Annotated in this window: 17 protein-coding genes; 8 read left to right on the plus strand and 9 right to left on the minus strand. The window is 64.0% G+C overall.

Going from position 1 to position 15,488, the window contains the following annotated elements; all coding sequences use genetic code 11:
• Window positions 1-8: 8 nt before the first annotated feature.
• Window positions 9-935 carry a 50S ribosomal protein L3 N(5)-glutamine methyltransferase gene (prmB, locus tag DKW65_RS08330; protein ID WP_111656811.1) on the minus strand — a complete coding sequence of 309 codons (927 nt, stop codon included), beginning with the start codon at window positions 933-935 and terminating at the stop codon, window positions 9-11.
• Between the two features lie 110 nt (window positions 936-1,045).
• Between prmB and DKW65_RS08335 the strand changes: the two genes are divergently transcribed.
• From DKW65_RS08335 to DKW65_RS08355, 5 genes are all read left to right on the plus strand, one after another.
• Complete coding sequence (locus DKW65_RS08335) at window positions 1,046-1,516, plus strand: EVE domain-containing protein (protein ID WP_111656812.1); 471 nt, start codon at window positions 1,046-1,048, stop codon at window positions 1,514-1,516.
• Window positions 1,517-1,694: 178 nt separating this feature from the next.
• Entirely contained in the window at window positions 1,695-3,014 is a 1,320-nt protein-coding gene (locus DKW65_RS08340; protein WP_111656813.1) for an ammonium transporter, read from the plus strand.
• Complete coding sequence (locus tag DKW65_RS08345) at window positions 3,011-3,652, plus strand: hypothetical protein (protein ID WP_111656814.1); 642 nt, start codon at window positions 3,011-3,013, stop codon at window positions 3,650-3,652. The genes DKW65_RS08340 and DKW65_RS08345 overlap by 4 nt, the downstream gene beginning before the upstream one ends.
• Before the next feature lie 78 nt (window positions 3,653-3,730).
• Window positions 3,731-5,005: a dicarboxylate/amino acid:cation symporter gene (locus tag DKW65_RS08350; protein ID WP_111656815.1), complete on the plus strand. Its 1,275-nt coding sequence runs from the start codon at window positions 3,731-3,733 to the stop codon at window positions 5,003-5,005.
• Window positions 5,006-5,048: 43 nt separating this feature from the next.
• Window positions 5,049-5,861: an SDR family oxidoreductase gene (locus DKW65_RS08355; RefSeq protein WP_111656816.1), complete on the plus strand. Its 813-nt coding sequence runs from the start codon at window positions 5,049-5,051 to the stop codon at window positions 5,859-5,861.
• Here DKW65_RS08355 and DKW65_RS08360 read toward each other — a convergent pair whose 3' ends face one another.
• From DKW65_RS08360 to DKW65_RS08380, 5 genes are all read right to left on the minus strand, one after another.
• Window positions 5,862-6,407 carry a DUF2505 domain-containing protein gene (locus DKW65_RS08360; RefSeq protein ID WP_162925776.1) on the minus strand — a complete coding sequence of 182 codons (546 nt, stop codon included), beginning with the start codon at window positions 6,405-6,407 and terminating at the stop codon, window positions 5,862-5,864.
• A gap of 43 nt (window positions 6,408-6,450) precedes the next feature.
• Complete coding sequence (locus tag DKW65_RS08365) at window positions 6,451-7,563, minus strand: GGDEF domain-containing response regulator (RefSeq protein ID WP_111656818.1); 1,113 nt, start codon at window positions 7,561-7,563, stop codon at window positions 6,451-6,453.
• A gap of 189 nt (window positions 7,564-7,752) precedes the next feature.
• Window positions 7,753-8,214, minus strand: a complete 462-nt coding sequence (locus tag DKW65_RS08370) for a MaoC family dehydratase (protein WP_111656819.1) — start codon at window positions 8,212-8,214, stop codon at window positions 7,753-7,755.
• 97 nt (window positions 8,215-8,311) lie between these two features.
• Window positions 8,312-9,184, minus strand: a complete 873-nt coding sequence (locus DKW65_RS08375) for an alpha/beta fold hydrolase (protein WP_245932439.1) — start codon at window positions 9,182-9,184, stop codon at window positions 8,312-8,314.
• A complete protein-coding gene (locus DKW65_RS08380; RefSeq protein WP_111656821.1) occupies window positions 9,181-9,993 on the minus strand; it encodes an alpha/beta fold hydrolase in 813 nt (270 codons plus the stop codon). Before DKW65_RS08380 ends, DKW65_RS08375 begins: the two co-directional genes overlap by 4 nt.
• Window positions 9,994-10,131: 138 nt before the next feature.
• Here DKW65_RS08380 and xthA point away from each other — a divergent pair, with 138 nt between their 5' ends.
• Genes xthA through DKW65_RS08395 form a run of 3 tightly spaced genes read left to right on the plus strand, consistent with a single transcriptional unit; the run spans window position 10,132 to window position 12,408 of the window.
• A complete protein-coding gene (gene xthA, locus DKW65_RS08385; RefSeq protein WP_111656822.1) occupies window positions 10,132-10,944 on the plus strand; it encodes an exodeoxyribonuclease III in 813 nt (270 codons plus the stop codon).
• Between the two features lie 3 nt (window positions 10,945-10,947).
• The gene (locus tag DKW65_RS08390; RefSeq protein ID WP_111656823.1) at window positions 10,948-12,012 is read left to right on the plus strand and encodes an ion transporter; all 1,065 of its coding nucleotides are present in this window, start codon (window positions 10,948-10,950) and stop codon (window positions 12,010-12,012) included.
• 30 nt (window positions 12,013-12,042) lie between these two features.
• Entirely contained in the window at window positions 12,043-12,408 is a 366-nt protein-coding gene (locus tag DKW65_RS08395; protein WP_111656824.1) for a hypothetical protein, read from the plus strand.
• Between the two features lie 141 nt (window positions 12,409-12,549).
• Here the strand turns inward: DKW65_RS08395 and DKW65_RS08400 are convergent, their stop codons facing one another.
• From DKW65_RS08400 to DKW65_RS08410, 3 genes are all read right to left on the minus strand, one after another.
• On the minus strand, window positions 12,550-13,782 hold the full coding sequence (locus DKW65_RS08400; RefSeq protein ID WP_111656825.1) for an HD-GYP domain-containing protein: 1,233 nt from the start codon (window positions 13,780-13,782) through the stop codon (window positions 12,550-12,552).
• A 182-nt stretch (window positions 13,783-13,964) separates the two neighbouring features.
• Complete coding sequence (gene sixA / locus DKW65_RS08405; RefSeq protein ID WP_111656826.1) at window positions 13,965-14,441, minus strand: phosphohistidine phosphatase SixA; 477 nt, start codon at window positions 14,439-14,441, stop codon at window positions 13,965-13,967.
• The gene (locus DKW65_RS08410) at window positions 14,441-15,469 is read right to left on the minus strand and encodes an NAD(P)H-dependent glycerol-3-phosphate dehydrogenase (RefSeq protein WP_111656827.1); all 1,029 of its coding nucleotides are present in this window, start codon (window positions 15,467-15,469) and stop codon (window positions 14,441-14,443) included. Before DKW65_RS08410 ends, sixA begins: the two co-directional genes overlap by 1 nt.
• Between the last annotated feature and the right edge of the window lie 19 nt (window positions 15,470-15,488).

Below are 15,488 nucleotides of genomic sequence, written 5' to 3' on the forward strand. Positions count from 1 at the left end.
TGGCGACGTCAGGCCGCAAATGCAGCGCGGTGTGCCAGCAGCTGTTCACGGCTGAGCATGAAGACACCCTGCCCGCCGCGCTCGAATTCAAACCAGAAGAAAGGTACCTCGGGCCAGATGCCGAGCATCGTTTCCCAGGTATTCCCGACTTCCACGATCAGGACGCCCTGATCCGCAAGATAATCCGGCGCCTCGCGCAGCAGGCGCCGGGTGAAGTCCAGCCCGTCGTCGCCGGAGGCCAGGGCCAGCACCGGCTCGTGCCGGTACTCGTCCGGCAGGCTTGCCATGTCGGCGGCATCCACATAGGGCGGATTGGAAATGATCAGATCATAGCGCCCCTCGGCGGCGGACAGACCATCCCCCAGCAGCGGGCGGACCTGACTCTCCAGCCCGTGCAGGGCGATATTGTCACGGCAGACCGCCAGCGCCGCTTCAGAAATATCGCTGGCATCCACCTCGGCATGGGGCAGCGCGCAGGCAGCGGCGATGGCGATACAACCACTGCCGGTGCACAGGTCCAGTACGCGGCCGACCTGCTCCGGCACCAGCCAGGGCTCGAAGCGTTGCTCGATCAGCTCCGCCAGCGGTGAGCGCGGCACCAGCACCCGCTCGTCGACGCGGAATTCCAGGCCACAGAACCAGGCGCGGCCGCTCAGGTAGGCCGCCGGCAGACGCTCGTTGACGCGACGGGTCATCAGGCCCACAAAGGCGTCCCGCTCCATAGGCAGCAAACGGGCGTCCAGCAGACGCGGATCGCTGTCCCAGGGCAGGCCCAGCACATGCAGCAGCAGATTCAGCGTTTCATCGCCGTAATCATCCGTGCCATGGCCCAGAAAGACACCGCCCCGACGCAGGGCAGATTCACCCCAGCGCAGACAATCGCGCACGGTGTGCAGGGTGGCGCAGGCCTGTTGCTGTTCCTGTTCGCTGATCATGCCGGAAGGGTCCTGTTCTGTACGGCCCGGCCGCACGGCCGGGGTCGGCAAGATTAGCACAGAGATGCGTTACAATCTCGCCATCACGGAGACGACAAGAGGGCATTCCCATGGCCTGGTGGCTATTCAAGACCGAACCGGATACCTATGGCATTGATGACCTGCACTTCGAGGGGAGTTGCCACTGGGAAGGCATCCGCAACTATCAGGCGCGCAACCGGCTGCGGGATGACGTACGCTGCGGCGACCAGGTCTTTATCTACCATTCCAGCTGCAAGGTGCCCGCCATCGTCGGGCTGGCCGAGGTGATCGAGGCAGCCCACCCGGACCCGACCCAGTTCAACCCGGCATCGTCCTGCTACGATCCCACCTCCGACCCGCAGGCGCCACGCTGGCTGCAGGTGGACGTGGCCTACCAGGCGCATGCCGGTACGCCGCTGACCCTGGAGGCCGTCAAGGCCGATCCGCGACTGGCCCATCTGGAACTCGTCAACCGCAGCCGACTCTCCATTCAGGCCGTGGACGATGCCACCGCGCAGTATATTGTCGAGCGACTGGCACCACTGATCCGACACCCCTGACGCACGGGCGCACCATCGCAGTGCGCCGCGCCGCCACCACCCCTCGCGGCGTGCCCCCGAACGGCGCCTGACGGCAGCGCACCGCGCGCGACGGGGGCACACAAGCTGGCACGGCGGTTGCAGCAGTTCTGCCACAACGGGGCCTTCCCGGCGCCCCACCTTGTGGAGCTGTAGCACCATGCCAAGCCTGAAACGCCCCACCCTGCCCCGGGTCGCGCTGCTGACCCTGTTGCTGGCCCTGCTTCCCACCGCCGCCCTGGCGGATGACGGCGCCGCAGGCAATATGGTCTGGCTGGCCACGGCCGCCGCGCTGGTCTTCCTGATGCAAGCCGGTTTTGCCCTGCTGGAATCGGGCATGTCCCGGGCCAAGAATGCGCTCAATGTGGTCATGAAAAACTACATGGATGTGTGTATCGGTACGGTCATTTTCTGGGCCCTGGGCTACGGGCTGATGTTCGGTGCCAGCCACGGCTGGTACGGCACCGATCAGTTCATGATCGGCGCGGCCGACAGCGATACCTACGGCATGCTGCTGTTCCAGACCATGTTCGCGGCCACGGCGGTGACCATCGCCAGCGGCGCCATGGCCGAGCGCACGCGATTCGGCGCCTATCTGGTTGGCGCCGTGGTCATCACCGGCCTCATCTATCCGGTGTTCGGCAGTTGGGTCTGGAACGATAACGGCTGGCTCGCCACCATGGGCTTCATCGATTTCGCGGGCTCGTCCGTGGTCCACTCGGTGGGCGCCTGGTGCGCGCTGGCGGGTATTCTCGTGCTGGGGCCGCGTCTGGGCCGCTTCGACGATCAGGGGCGCCCGCGCGAGATCCGCGGCCACAACCTGACCCTGGTCGCCCTGGGGGGCTTCATCCTCTGGTTCGGCTGGTTCGGCTTCAATGGTGGCTCCACGCTGGAAGCCTCCACCGATATCGGCCTGATACTGCTGAATACGCAACTGGCGGCCGCAGCCGGTGCCTGCGGCAGCATGCTGCTGGCCGTCACCACCCGCCGTCCCATCCTGCTCACCGAAACGGTCAACGGCAGTATTGCCGGACTGGTGGCCATTACCGCCGGGGCCGACAGCATGCTGCCGCCCTTTGCCCTGCTCAGCGGCTTCATCGGCGGTATCCTGTGCAGCCTGAGCATGCACACACTGCTGCGCCTGCGGCTGGATGATGTCGTGGGGGCCGTGTCGGCACACGGCATCGCGGGCGTCTGGGGCACCCTGGCCGCCGGACTGTTCCTGGCGGGCGACATGTTCAACATGCAGGTGGTGATGGTGCAGGTCATCGGCATCCTCGCCTGCTTTGTCTGGACGTTCTTCAGTGCTCTGTTGATGTACGGCCTGATCGCATTACTCATGGGCCTGCGCGCGCCGTCGCTGCACGAGCAGCGTGGCCTGGATCTGAGTGAGCATGCAGAGATCGGCTACCCGGAATTCCCCTCCGAAAATACCGCCTATACCGCTGAGCGGGCTGCCGCCATGGAGGGCCGCGCATGATGAGCAACGCACTGAGCGACAAACGGCGCGCCGTCTACACCGGCCTGAAACCGTTTCTGCCCCGCGAAGATCTGATGGAAGCCCTGCATCATTGGGAAACCCACTATGCTGACCGGCCGCGCTTTACCCTGCAGCGCTTTGTCGCCGACATCTGCCGCGATGACAGCCTGCGCGCGCGCCGCTCGGACATACTGCTGAGTCTGGTGCAGGCCATGAACCTGCCCGCCAACGCCCTGCTGCCGGACCCCCTCAAGGGGGATGCCTTGCGCCGTCCGGCAGCGGATGACCACTCCGCCGACACCGCCAGCGCCTTCTGCGCCCTGATGGAAGCCTTGCTGACACGCATTCCACTGTCACAGCGGCACGCCTTTCGCCTTGACCTGCTGGGCTCCGTCAATCGGCAGCAATGGCCTGTTGCGCTGGTGGCCTCGCTGCAGAGCTGGCTCGGCAGCGACCATGCCCCTCTGAAAGTACCCTCAGTGCCCGACCCGCTGTTGCAGGCCCTGGTCAATCGCACCTATGTGGTGCTGGCAGAACGGCTTGGCCCGGTGCCTGCGGACCGGGCGCTGGCCGACGCGTTGCGCCACGTCAAGGCAAGCCAGCCCGCACTGGACAGGCATCTTGCCATGTTGCTCTGAGAAGCCTGGCCGGCGCAGCATGGTTGCCGCCGTCGGCGTCGCCTGCGTATGCTACCCCGTCATAAAAAGGAGACGGGCGTGAAGCTGCACAACCAGATATTCATCGCCATGGCCCTGGCGGCCATAGCAGGCTGGCTGACCACGGAAGAGACGCGGCTGCTGGATATCCCGCTGCTGGCGATTTACGACACCGTGGGGGCCCTGTTCATCAGCGCGCTGCAGATGGTCGTGGTGCCGCTGATTACCAGCGCCATCATCGTCAGTCTGGTGAACCTGGGCGATGGCCGCGACCTGGGGCGCCTGGGCGGCAAGACGGTGCTGTTTTACCTGAGCAGCAGCCTGGTCGCCATTCTCGTCGGTCTGCTGATCGTCAACCTGATCGCCCCGGGTGTGATCGGCGGCGAGCCGGCGGGCGACCGCCTTGGCCTGGCCGAAAACACGGCGGATGTGCTGGCCCGCATCGAGGGACGGGGCGCCGGGGATTTCGCCGGCATCATCATGCAGATGGTGCCTTCCAATCTGATTCATGCTGCCGCCACCGGCCAACTGCTGGGCCTGATCGTATTCTCCCTGCTGTTCGGTTATTTCCTGCGCCAGGTCGAGGGTGAACCCGGTCGGGCGCTGACCCGGGCACTGGATGGCCTGTACCAGACCATGGTGCTGATCACCATGTTCATCATCCGGTTTGCGCCACTCGGCGTCTTCGGTCTGATCGCCGCCACCGTCACACGTACCGGCTTCGATGCCATCGCGCCCCTGGCCTGGTTCTTTGTCACGGTGCTGCTGGCACTGGCGGTGCATGCCTTTGTGATAATGCCGCTGGCGATTCGCCTGCTGGCCAAACGACCGCCCATCCGCCATCTGAAGGCCATGACGCCGGCCCTGCTGACCGCCTTCTCCACCGCCAGCTCGGCGGCCACGCTGCCCCTCACCATGGAATGTGTGGAAAAACGCGCCGGCGTATCGCGCCGCACCGCCAGCTTTGTGCTGCCTCTGGGCGCCACCGTCAACATGGATGGCACCGCGCTGTATGAATGCGTGGCCGTCATTTTCATTGCCCAGGCCTACGGCATGGATCTGACCCTGGCCAACCAGTTCATGATCGTCGTGGCGTCGCTGCTGACCTCCATCGGTGTGGCCAGCGTACCCGCTGCCAGTCTGGTGGCGATCACCCTGATTCTCGGCATGGTGGGGCTGCCACCGGAAGCCATCGGTCTGATTCTGGTGACTGACCGAATTCTCGACATGTGCCGCACCGCCGTGAATATCTGGGGCGACAGTGTCGGCGCCGTACTGGTTGCGCGCAGCGAAGGCGAGGAAGGCGTGCTCTCGGTGCCCGCCCATCAACTGTAAATCCGGTCTACGTGTAAACACACCACAAGAAGGACAACGCACCATGAGCCACCCTGCCGCGCCCACTGTTCTGATTACCGGCGGCGCTTCCGGTCTTGGCCGCGAACTGGCGCTGATCGCTGGCGAACGCGGCTACCGCGTGGCCATCGCCGACATCAACAGCCTGCGTGGCGATGAGGCCTGTCGGGCCCTCGCAGACCTCAATGCCGAACATCTGTTCATCGACTGCAATGTGCGCCGCGAAGGCGATCTGCGCCAGGCCGTGGACCGGGTCGTCAGCCGCTGGGGGCAACTGGATCTGATGATCAACAATGCCGGCGTGGCTGCTGCCGGCCTGTTCGAAACCCTGCCCGCCGATGACTGGGACTGGGTACTGGATATCAATCTGATGGGGGTGGTGCGCGGCACCCGCGCGGCGCTTACCGCGATGAAACGCCAGAGTGCCGGTCGCATTCTGAACATCGCCTCGATGGCCGGCCTGACGCCACCGCCAGGCATGAGCAGCTACAACGTCAGCAAGGCGGCGGTGGTCAGCCTGTCCGAGAGCCTGTACAGCGAACTGCTGCCACTGGGCATTCGCGTCAGCGTTGCCTGCCCGTCCTTCTTCCGTACCAATCTGGGTGAATCACTGCGTGCGCCGGACCCGGTCACCCGGGCCCGTTTCGAAAAGCTGCTGGAAAAACAGGATTACTCGGCGCGGGAAATTGCCGAACGGATTTTTTCGGGACTCGACCGCGATGAGTTCCTGATTCTGCCCCACCCGGCGGCGCGTCGCGCCTGGCGCAGCAAACGCTGGCGCCCGGCGCGATTCCTTGCCGGGATGGCGGCGCTGGGCGAACGGATGCGGCGACGCTGATCAACGCACGCCGCGCCCGACCTCACTGACCAGGCCCGCCTCGATCAGATAGCGATGCGTGGCCTGCGAGTCCTTATCCAGACCCCGGTCCACCTGGTCCGCGATCAACTGGCACAGCTTGCCGCCCACCAGCGGCACACTGCTGCGAATGTGCGCCCGCAAGACCTGGCGGCACCCTCCCGCCACATCAAGCAACTGCATGTCGCCGCTGACGGACACCGGCACACCGCTCACGTCGACACTGAAACGGGCCCGGAACGGCGCCGTCTGCGCCGGCAACCAGACAAACTCGGTCTGCAGCGCCGCTGAACCGGGAATGAAGCGCCTGGCAAAGCCGGGCACCTTGCCGCGCCCCGTATCGGTGCGCAACTGGCGACTGAAGCGAATGGTCAGACTGCCATCATCGTGACGGCATTCCTCGTAACCGTAGTCACTCACCCCGGACATGGCAAAGCGGGCCGCATAGAAGTCGCGGCTGGCGAGCACCTCATACAGGGTTCTGGCAGAAACGGGAAACGATCGACTGCGATCCAGATTGACACTCACACGCTGCTCCGGCTGATAGCGAGACGGGGGCCATGGCCGATTATTACAGCAACGCCAGCAACGGGGCCAGCTGCTGGCGCAGCGCGGGCAGCTGCGCCTTGACCTCCTCGGTGCGACCGGCCTTGAGCATCGCCAGGGCCTGCTCGACACTCATCGGCGGCGGCGAATAGGCCGCCTGCACCGGATCGCTGGGCGCGGAGGGCAACCGGTCCCGCGCCAGACGCCGCAGATCCGCGTCTGTGGCCACGCGATCGCCGCCCGCACTGGCGGCATGCTGGAGCACGGTGGCCGTTTCTTCCAGTACCGTGCGTGCAGTCTGGCCGGGATGGAATGCCGGCGTCAGCACGCCCACCGACAACGTCACCGGCAAGCGGCGCCCGCCGTGGCTGATGACCTGCTCACGCACCTGGCGGCATAGCCGCTCGGCGAACACGCGCGCCCCGGGGCTGTCCGCCGTGGGCAAGGTAATGGCGAACTGCGCCAGACCAATGCGTGCTGCCGTGTCTTCCTTGCGAATAAGGCGGCGCACCAGATCTGCCACCACCACCAGCAACTGATCGGCCGCTTCCTTGCCCGCACGGATGAACAGCTTGTTGAAATGATCCACTTCGACACGCACCACCGACAACGCGTGACGATGGCGTGCCGCAAACGCCAGATCCTGCTTCAGACGGCTATTGAAGAAGGTAGCGTTGCCGAGCCCGGTCAAGGCATCGATGGTGGTGTTTTCTTCGAGTGCACGGCGCGCGCGCTGATAATTGGCATGGGCCGTGGCCCGTGCTGTCAGGTCGGTGGTATTGAATGGCTTGGTGATGAAATCGGTGGCACCCAGCTGCAGCGCTTTTTCGCGCGCGGCTTCGTCGTTTTCGGCGCCGGTGACGACGATGACCGGCAACCCGGCAATGCCCGCATCGTCACAGGTACGGATACGTTCAATCAATCCGTAACCGTCCAGTTCCGGCATGGAAAGATCAGTAAAAACGACCTGGATACTCTGGTCCGAGCGGATGGCCTCCCACCCCTTCTGGCCATCTTCGGCAACCACCACGTCAAAGCGGTCGCCGAGCATCTTGGTTGCCGCTGTGCGCATGACCCGTGAATCATCCACCATGATGAGGCGCGGCTTGCCCCCCGGGCGGCCGGGTAACTGTGTCATCGGATTGTCCTGCCTCTTGTCCGGGCGTCGCGCCGCAGCGTCGTCAACAGATGCTGCGGCCCGACCACCTGCGGGCGTCTGCGGTATGTGTTGTTACTGTGCCCCCCAATGGGCCCTCACAACCATGACAGCATACCGCACCTGCGCCGTATCGGGATGGGACAATACCCCACTTTCGGTGAAAAGGGGTCAGACGAAGTACATCACCAGCCACTCGGCCACCAGAGCCGGCTTGTCCTCACCCTCGATGTCGACGGTGTATTCGAATTTCAGCAACCACTGCCCCGGCTTGCGCTCCGTCGCCTCCAGCAGCGTGGCCCGGGCACGGATGCGTTTGTCCACCTTGACCGGGGCCATGAAGCGCAGCTTGTCGAAGCCGTAGTTCATGCCCATCTTCAGGCCCTTGGGGACCATCAGCCCATCAATGGTGGTCTGCAGGTACGGCAGCAGCGACACGGTCAGATAGCCATGGGCAATGGTCGTCCCGAACGGCGTCATCTTTGCCTGCTCCGGATTGACGTGAATGAACTGATGATCCAGCGTCGCGTCGGCGAAGGCATTGATGCGATCCTGATCAATCCGGAACCATTCCGAGGCACCCAGTTCCTGCCCGACAAAATTGACCAGTTCGGCCGGTTCGACAACCTTCATGCTGTTCTCCTTGTACATGGATCTGTGGATGAGGACCCGTGGATATGAGTCCGGAAATCATACCCGTCCCCTGCACACAGCGGATGACGCCAGCCGATCAGGATTGAGCGATCCGGTCAATGAAGGGATTGATGACTTCCGCCACGGACGCCGCAGCCTCCATGTGCACGTGATGCCGACCGGGCACCCGCACCACCTCGAGATCGGCCACATGACGCACCCGCTCGGCGAAGGCGCCGCCGCCCTCCAGGCCCTGCTCAGCGCCAATCAGCAAGGTCGGCGCGGTAATGGCGGCCAGGAATCCGAGGACCTGTTCCTCGGTCAGGCGCAGCGACGACGGCAACCGCAGACGCGGGTCTGCCCGCCAGGTCCAGCCGCCCGCCACGGATTCCAGCCCCCGTTCGCACAGCAGCCGCGCCGCTTCCTCGGACAGGCCGCCAAACCCCAGGGTGCGCGCTGCCACCGCCTCGTCCACCCGCGTATAGCGCGGCTTGCGCTTGGCGCCCAGCCCCTGCATGGCCTTGATGGCCTTGCGCAGGGTCACCGGCGCTTCGTCACCGGGCGTGGTGGGCGGCCCCAACCCCTCCAGCAACACCAGGCCAGCGATACGTTCCGGGAAGGTGCCAGCAAACAGGCTGGCCACGCCGGCCCCCATGGAATGCCCCAGCAGAATGAAGCGTTCCCAGCGCAACGCATCAGCCACCGCCAGGACATCACGCAGGTTATCGATATAGTGGGTCGCGCTGTGGAAGGGCCGATGCGCTGATTTGCCGTGCCCGGCAAAGTCCAGTGCAAACAGCGGCTGGCGAAGGTGTTCCGACAGCGGCACGAAGGAGTTGGCGTTATCCAGCCAGCCATGCAGCGCCAGAATCGGCACGCCCTCACCGGGCCAGAAACGACCTTGCAGGGACAGGCCCCAGGCTTCGATACGACGCTCTTGCGGGCGCGGTGCAGCACTGCGCGACATCATGACTCTCCGCTTGTCAGGCTTTTTAACCCGTCAAGAATGATGTCTGCCGCCGCCTCAGGATGCTCCAGTGGAAACATATGCCCGCCCGGCGCCAGACGATGAACCATTCCATGGCGCTTTGCATGGCGTCGGGCGGCTGGCAGGAACATGGGTTCCGATTCAGCGCCTGACACCATGAGCCCGGGCACCCGCAAGGGGGGCATGCGTCCTGTATTGCCCGGTGTCGTGCGGAAGACTTCAACTTCCACGTCCGGAGCATAACGCAAGCGCAGCGCCCCGGCATCCCCGCCAGCCGGGTCGGGCTCGAGTCCCGCCGCCAGGTAATCGGCCAGACAACGCGGATCCAGACGCTGGAAAAAAGGACGACGGGAGAAGTAGGATTCGGCCTCAGCACGGCTCGGCCACCCGGCACGGCGCCCCTTGCTGCGTCCCGCTGGCGACACCCGATCCACCTGCCCGAGCCTGCGAGCCGTATTGAACAGCACCCCCTGCCAGCCATTCACCAGCGGGGGGTCAAGCATCACCAGCGCACGAAACCACTCCGGCCGGCGGCTGGCCACCAGACACATGAGCACGCCGCCCATGGAGTGCCCCATGCCGACAATCGGATGCGGCAGGGTCTCCAGCATGGCTTCCAGCTCACGGGACAGGCTGGCCCACCCGGCATCGACCGGGTAGGCCGGATTGTGGCCCAATCGGTCCACGACCTCGACGTCATAGTATTCATGGAAGGGTTCAAGGAAGGTGCGATAGCTGCCGCCCGGAAAACCGTTGGCATGGGAAAACACCAGGGTACTGCGTTGTGTCATGGGGCGCCCTCTGTAACGATGCCCGTATGGAAGCATGCCCGGCACAGTTGTGCCAACTGTCAAAAAACGATGCCGACCGCAAAAACTGGTGGCCTGCGCGAGCTGCCCCTACAATGCCAGCGGACAACGGAGGAAGGCATGAAGCTGGTTTCATTCAATATCAACAGCATCCGCGCCCGGCTACCCCAACTGGACGCCGTGATTCAGCAACATCAGCCCGACCTGATCGGCCTGCAGGAAACCAAGGTGCAGGACGACGAGTTTCCGGTGGAAGCCGTGACCGCCATGGGCTACCACCCCTACTTTTTTGGCCAGAAAGGCCACTACGGCGTGGCCCTGATCAGCCGCGAGCCCCTGCACCATGTGCAGTACGGGTTCCCTGGCGACGATGCTGCCGCCCAGCGGCGCATGATCATCGGCCAACTGGGTGAAGGCGACAATGCCGTCACCGTGCTCAACGGCTATTTTCCGCAGGGCGAAAGCCGCGACCATCCGGTGAAATTCCCGGCCAAGCAAAAGTTCTATGCTGATCTGCAACGCTATCTGCAGGACAACCACTCGCCGGATGAGCAACTGGCGGTGATGGGTGATTTCAATATCTCGTCGCGCGATACCGACATCGGCATTGGCGAGAGCAACCGCAAGCGCTGGTTGCGCGAAGGCAAATGCAGCTTCCTGCCGGAAGAGCGCGCCTGGTTCGAGGAATTGCTCGACTGGGGCCTGGCGGACACCTACCGCATCCTGCATCCCGACGTTGATGACCGTTTCAGCTGGTTCGATTACCGCTCCAAAGGCTTTGAACGCGAGCCGCGCCGGGGGCTGCGCATCGACACGGTGCTGACCACTGCCCCGCTGACCTCGCGTCTGCAAGACTGTGGTATCGATTACGCGATCCGCGCCATGGACAAACCGTCCGATCACTGCCCCGTGTGGGCAGCGTTCCGGGACTGATCCGTGGCCTGGCGCCTGCACCCGGAACGCCTGCGCGGCGGCAACCCGCTGGACCTGCTGGGTCTGCTGATTGACGTCTTCATGATCCTGCTGGTGGTCGTGAACCTGGCGCTGATCGTGTTCGATGCCCTGTTCGCGCTGTCCTGGGTGCAGTCGCAACTGGAAAATGCCACCCCGGCATTTTTCCAGTTCTACCACGACACCATCCATGCCGATTTTTTCTATTACGACCTGTGGTTCGTCGCCGTCTACCTGACCGAGTTCATGATCCGCTGGATAGTGGCCATTGCCCGGGGCACCTACCACCGCTGGTTCTTCTTCCCGTTCGTGCACTGGTACGACCTGCTCGGCTGCATTCCGGTGGGCGGCTTCCGCTGGCTGCGTACGCTGCGCATCATCAGTCTGCTACTGCGTCTGCAACGTATCGGCGTCATCGATCTGCGTGAAACCTATCTGGGTGCGACGGCGGTGAAGTACTACAAGGTACTGGTGGAAGAAATCTCCGATCGCGTGGTGCTCAACGTGCTGGACGGCGTGCAGCGGGAAATCCGCCAGGGCAATCCGCTGATGCAACGCATCCAGACGGAGGTCCTGCAACCACGCCAGAGCGATCTGGTGGACTATGCCGCCGGCCGCCTGATTGCCGCCGCCGAAGCCACCCACGCCGACTACCGTGAACCGCTGGGGCACTACCTGTCACGGCTGACCGACGACGCGCTCGCCAATACCCGCAGCGGCGCCCGCCTGGCCGCCATTCCGGTGGCGGGACCACGGGCCATCGCCCTGATCGGTGATGCAGTGCGCGACGTGGGCGTGGCGCTGATGGACCAGCTGATCCAGGACATCGCCAACCCGGATCATCGCGAGACCGTCGATCAACTGCTCAATGACCTGATCGAGCACGCTGCGGGCGATGCAGAACAGCTCAACGCACTGGTGCGCGACACGCTGCTGGATGTCATCGACCAGATCAAGGCGCAGGTATCGGTGCAGAACTGGAAACTCGAAGAAGAGCGCGCCGAAGCAGAGCGCCGTGCCGCCAGGGCGGCGCGCTCCCGTCATACCTGATCGCGACCCCTGTCGCCGAGGATGCACAGCATGGACTTTGCGGATCTGCCCACCCATCTCACCATTACTGAGGACCGTGTCCCGGGGCTGTTGCGCCGCGGGCGGGTCCTGGTCATTACGCTGGAAGCAGAGGACATCGATGCCTTCAAACCACGCTACGAAGCGTTCAGCCGAGCGCTGGAGCAGTGGTACGGCAAGCGCGGCAAGCGCTGCGCCGGGGTGCGTATCCATGCGCTGATTCATCCCTGGATTGGCGGGCGGGTGCGGGACTATGTAAAGCGACTGCGCGAGATTCCGGCCCATGCCGCGCTACGGCATATGCCCTTGACCCTGATACTCACCGGCACCGATGGCGCCCCGGTCGACGGGCTCGAGCTGCCACCGGAAGATCACTGACGGCAGAACAAAAAAAAACCGACCAGAAATGGTCGGTATCGCGTTGACTCCCGGAAAGGTCGCCCGGTTTCAGGGCCGCCTCCAGCGGCTTCGTTACTCGCCCCCCGGCGCATCGATCAATCCCGGCGCTGCTCAGCGCAATCAGGCGGCATTGATCTGAAGATTACCCAGATCGAGTGTGACTCGACCGGCACGCAGACATCCTGCCACAGCCAGCGGCTGTCCTTCTGCGTCCTGCTGCACATTCATGAGATCAAGAATCCGTGGCCGCTCTAGCGCCTGACCGGCACGGTCCCGGACCACCATCACCTGAGGACGCAAACGGCGGCTCGGGTTCTGTGCCACCACCACACCGACCTCACCCGTCGACAATTCCACCGGCGTGCCGGTCGGGTAGACGCCAATCGCCTGGATGAACTGCTCCACCAGCGTCGACTGGAAACCGGTGTCGCGCAATTCATACAGTACCGACACGGCTTCAGTCGCGGTGCGGGCAGGCGCCCAGGGGCGTTCACTGGTCACCGCATCATAGGTATCCACAATACCGGCAATGCGCGCCAGCAACGGAATTTCACCGCCGCTCAGGGCAAACGGATAGCCGCTGCCATCGTGACGTTCGTGGTGGTACTGCACCACCGCCAGCATCTGGTCGTTCACACCACTGCTGTGTTGCAGCAGGTCCACGCCGTACTGGACATGTTCGCGCATCAACGCCCATTGCTCGGGGCTGAGCGGCTCGGGGCTGGTCAGCATGCTGCGTGGTAAACGGGTCTTGCCGATGTCCATCAGCAGTACGCCGGTGGCCAGATTCTCCAGCACATCCTTGGGCAAGCCGATATGCCGACCGAACACTGTGGCCAGGATCGAGGCCCGGATGCTGTGGGCGTAACCGTAGCTGTCACGATCACGCAGCCGCGCCAGCCAGACCATCGCGTCCGGATTGCGCAGAATGCTGTGCACCATCACAGCAGCGGCTTTTCTGGCCACGCGCAGGTTGAGGCCTTTTTCGGCACGCAGGTCGTTGAGCAGATGGACGACGGCCCGGGTCACCTCCCGGTGATACAGGGTGGCCGACACGACCTCCTGCTTGAGCGTCTGGGTAGCGGTGTAGCGGACCGGTGTGAATTTACCGATGGCACCACGCACACGGTGACGTGACACGGGCGCTGCCACGGGCTCCAGCGGACCGGTACTCAGTTCCCGATCAATGTAGACATGCTGGCACCAGGCCTGCAGCTGGCGGATGTCGTCATCGTTGCGGATATGAAATCCCTGTAACGGGAAAGGCGTCTCGATCCACGGGCGATCCAGCTCGGACACGTACATGCCGACGCTGAGATCCTGTGTGACGATACGCTCTGTTCTGACGGCCATGACGGCGCCCCCGCTCAAGGCATGCCTAATACATTAGTACCAGACACATAACCCATTTAAGCTTATAGTATGTGAAGCTGTCCACAACTACCAGCCCCTCCGGGCCGTCGGTTTAACCGGCCGACGAACGGCTTTCCGGGTCGTGGCTGATGGCGGCGGTCTTCCAGATGGGCCTGACCCGATCACTCCAGAAACAGATCGCCCGGGGCACGCAACCAGAGCAGACGGGCACCGGCCACGGCGGGCACTTCAACCTCAAGCGCCGCCACCGCCCCCACCCCCATGGGCAGACGAGCCCCCGGGCCTTCGCTGAGCTGACCGACCAGATGCGCCACCAGCGGCATATGGCTGACCAGCACCAGAGGGCCACTGTCGTCTCGCGCCAGCAGCCAGTCGAACACCCGTTGCGGATGGCCGTCGGGCACCAGCAGATCGCAGGTGTCGTCCACGGCCAGTCCGCACTGGGCAGCGATCTCATCGGCCGTCTGCCGGGCACGCACGTAAGGGCTGCTGATCAGCGTCGCCGGGCGCACCCCCTCGGCCAGCAGATTCTGCCACAGGCGTTGCACGCCCCGGCGACCCGCATCGGTCAAGGCTCTCGCCTCATCCGTTGTACGCTGCGCTTCCGCCTCGCCATGACGCACCACATACAGACGCATCAGCTCACCGTCCCGTGGACGAATTCCACATCATGGTTATGCTCGCCGCGCATCAGGGCATCAATCACCTTGTGCAGGGGGCGCTGGTTAAACAGGATGTCATAGAGGCCACTGGCCAGCGGCATGTAGATGTCCATCTCACGGGCCCGCTCCGCCACCAGACGGATGGTGTTCACGCCTTCAGCGGTCTGCCCGAGGCTCGCCACTGCCTCCTCGACGGTCTTGCCCTGGCCGATCAGATACCCCACCTGATAATTGCGCGACAGACTGGAGGAACAGGTCACGATCAGATCCCCCACCCCGGCCAGCCCCAGGAACGTCATCGGGCTACCCCCCAGATGCGCGGCAAAGCGGCTCATCTCGGCCAGACTGCGGGTGATCAGCAAGCCCCGGGTGTTGTCACCTACGCCCAGGGCGGCGGCCATGCCGGTGGCAATGGCATAGATGTTCTTCAGGGCGCCACCCAACTCCACGCCAAACATGTCCTGGCTGTCGTAGACCCGGAAATACTCACAGGAAAGGGCTTCCTGGATGCGCTGGCAGACGGTCGGATCAGGGCTGGCAATCACGGTGCCGGTGAACTTGCGCTCGACAATTTCCTTGGCCAGGTTCGGACCGCTGAGCACGCCGACACGGGTGTGCGGCCATTCGCGCTGCAGCAATTGGCTCATCAACAGAAAGCCGTCGGCATGAATGCCCTTGGTGCAGCTGACCACGATGGTGCCCTCGGCGACATCGTCACGCGCCTGGGACAACACCTCGACAAAGGCTTTCGACGGCACCGCCATGAACACCAGTGTCGCGCCGCGCAGCACCTCGCTCAGATCTTCGCTGGCGAGCACGCCCTCCGGCAATTCTGCGCCGGGCAGGTAACGGGGATTTTCGCGGTCATTATTGATGGCGGCGGCGGTCTCCGGATCACGTACCCAGAGCCGTGTCGCGTGGCCTTTCTGCGCCAGTATGGTGGCGATGGCGGTACCAAAGCTGCCACCCCCGAGTACGGCGGCCACTTCTGTCGCGTGAGTCATGATGATGTCGGTTCTCCTG

It is taken from the genome of Isoalcanivorax indicus (assembly GCF_003259185.1).
Classification (GTDB): Bacteria; Pseudomonadota; Gammaproteobacteria; order Pseudomonadales; family Alcanivoracaceae; genus Isoalcanivorax; species Isoalcanivorax indicus.

Excerpts from the sequence above, each read along its gene's own strand:
- prmB (WP_111656811.1), bottom strand. The coding sequence starts at position 935 with ATGATCAGCGAACAGGAACAGCAACAGGCCTGCGCCACCCTGCACACC.
- DKW65_RS08335 (WP_111656812.1), top strand. The coding sequence starts at position 1,046 with ATGGCCTGGTGGCTATTCAAGACCGAACCGGATACCTATGGCATTGAT.
- DKW65_RS08340 (WP_111656813.1), top strand. The coding sequence starts at position 1,695 with ATGCCAAGCCTGAAACGCCCCACCCTGCCCCGGGTCGCGCTGCTGACC.
- DKW65_RS08345 (WP_111656814.1), top strand. The coding sequence starts at position 3,011 with ATGATGAGCAACGCACTGAGCGACAAACGGCGCGCCGTCTACACCGGC.
- DKW65_RS08355 (WP_111656816.1), top strand. The coding sequence starts at position 5,049 with ATGAGCCACCCTGCCGCGCCCACTGTTCTGATTACCGGCGGCGCTTCC.
- DKW65_RS08365 (WP_111656818.1), bottom strand. The coding sequence starts at position 7,563 with ATGACACAGTTACCCGGCCGCCCGGGGGGCAAGCCGCGCCTCATCATG.
- DKW65_RS08370 (WP_111656819.1), bottom strand. The coding sequence starts at position 8,214 with ATGAAGGTTGTCGAACCGGCCGAACTGGTCAATTTTGTCGGGCAGGAA.
- DKW65_RS08375 (WP_245932439.1), bottom strand. The coding sequence starts at position 9,184 with ATGATGTCGCGCAGTGCTGCACCGCGCCCGCAAGAGCGTCGTATCGAA.
- DKW65_RS08380 (WP_111656821.1), bottom strand. The coding sequence starts at position 9,993 with ATGACACAACGCAGTACCCTGGTGTTTTCCCATGCCAACGGTTTTCCG.
- xthA (WP_111656822.1), top strand. The coding sequence starts at position 10,132 with ATGAAGCTGGTTTCATTCAATATCAACAGCATCCGCGCCCGGCTACCC.
- DKW65_RS08395 (WP_111656824.1), top strand. The coding sequence starts at position 12,043 with ATGGACTTTGCGGATCTGCCCACCCATCTCACCATTACTGAGGACCGT.
- DKW65_RS08400 (WP_111656825.1), bottom strand. The coding sequence starts at position 13,782 with ATGGCCGTCAGAACAGAGCGTATCGTCACACAGGATCTCAGCGTCGGC.
- sixA (WP_111656826.1), bottom strand. The coding sequence starts at position 14,441 with ATGCGTCTGTATGTGGTGCGTCATGGCGAGGCGGAAGCGCAGCGTACA.
- DKW65_RS08410 (WP_111656827.1), bottom strand. The coding sequence starts at position 15,469 with ATGACTCACGCGACAGAAGTGGCCGCCGTACTCGGGGGTGGCAGCTTT.